The sequence below is a fragment of the Xenorhabdus bovienii genome, assembly GCF_024721015.1.
Lineage (GTDB): Bacteria > Pseudomonadota > Gammaproteobacteria > Enterobacterales > Enterobacteriaceae > Xenorhabdus > Xenorhabdus bovienii.
Genome location: NZ_JANAIF010000224.1, coordinates 1 through 1160, shown reverse-complemented (window position 1 = coordinate 1160; position 1160 = coordinate 1). Strand labels below are relative to the sequence as shown.

General features: G+C 48.3%; 3 protein-coding genes. All 3 read right to left on the bottom strand.

Going from position 1 to position 1160, the window contains the following annotated elements; genetic code table 11:
* Nucleotides 1–205 (bottom strand): antitermination protein Q (locus NXS07_RS20205; protein WP_258087534.1); only part of this gene is annotated, 205 nt, incomplete at its 3' end.
* Nucleotides 206–342: 137 nt separating this feature from the next.
* Complete coding sequence (locus tag NXS07_RS20200) at nt 343–567, bottom strand: hypothetical protein (RefSeq protein WP_038218152.1); 225 nt, start codon at nt 565–567, stop codon at nt 343–345.
* On the bottom strand, nt 564–1160 hold a 597-nt coding region (locus NXS07_RS20195), incomplete at its 5' end, for a recombination protein NinG (RefSeq protein ID WP_258087533.1). The genes NXS07_RS20195 and NXS07_RS20200, both read right to left, overlap by 4 nt.

Genomic DNA, 1160 nt, shown 5'->3' with positions numbered 1-1160 from the left:
AGAGACTCTCCACTGCTTCATCGGGTTTATTGATCCCATGTTTCGCCAAAAACAGTTCAATACCCATCCTCGCCTGAGCGGACGCCAATCCTAGCGAGGCCATGACATCGGTAATTGAATATGAATCAGTAGCAGTTGCGGCTGGAGAGTCACTAAACATGGCTGTTTTGGGTGAAAAATATTTCGGTAGTGATTCTAAATTCATCCTATCTCACCTCCGGCAATACTGTGTGATATCTATCGTGACGTGTCGTATACATCACGCAATTTGTTTTGATCTTCCGCTCCTCCCTGATAACCATCTCCCCATTGGGTTTTTGTATGACGCAACGATGGTGATGACTAGATTTGGTTCTCAACCAGCGCGCTTCCTCGACTGCTGCGGATAGGTCGGTAAACACCATTGTTTAGCTCCTTAAGCGCTTTGTATTTCCTCATCAGGAACACGCCTTTTCTGATTGCACTAATGGCTTTTATTCGCTTTCTATGTCGCACTATTTGCCACGGCAGATAGATGAGCGTGAAAATCGCCCATGAGCCAATGGCAATCCATGCATCAATTGTCATGCCGCCTCCTGTCTCAGTTCCTTGAGCCTCTGCCGATACTCATCCCTGATGGCTTTACATTCCTCAATCGTCCAGCGATGGCGATCATGATTCGATTCGATAGCCTCAACCGGTTCCAGACCAATGCGCCGGATTAGCTCCACTCTGTACGGAACCAGATTGCCGGATTTGTGCTGGTTGCAGACAATGCACTGCCGTTGAATATTGCGCTCGTCGAATCTCAGTTGTGGCGCTGCTGCTGTCGTCCGGTAATGACCTGCATCCCATTGAGACGACGTGTACGTGCCACAGGAGACACACGGCAGGTCTCTGTCTCGTTCTCTGATGTAGGCGTTTACTGCGTGCTGGGCTTGTTGAATCCAATAACTGCGGGGTTTTACTGCTAGGCGTCTGGTTTTGAGTTTGTCTCGGGCTAACTTCTGCTTGATTTCATTATCTTTCTTTCGTCGTCGCTCTAACTCCTCTCGGTTTTTCTGCTCCTGCTTTTTGGCTCTGGCTATTGCGCATTGGATTGAACAGGTATTTTGTAATTGCCGTTCTGGTTCATACCGCTCGCCGCATTCTTTACATTTCCGTTGTCGAAACTTTGCCAC

Bases quoted from the DNA above. Each gene is read 5' to 3' on its own strand.
- NXS07_RS20200 (WP_038218152.1), bottom strand. From the start codon at position 567: ATGACAATTGATGCATGGATTGCCATTGGCTCATGGGCGATTTTCACG.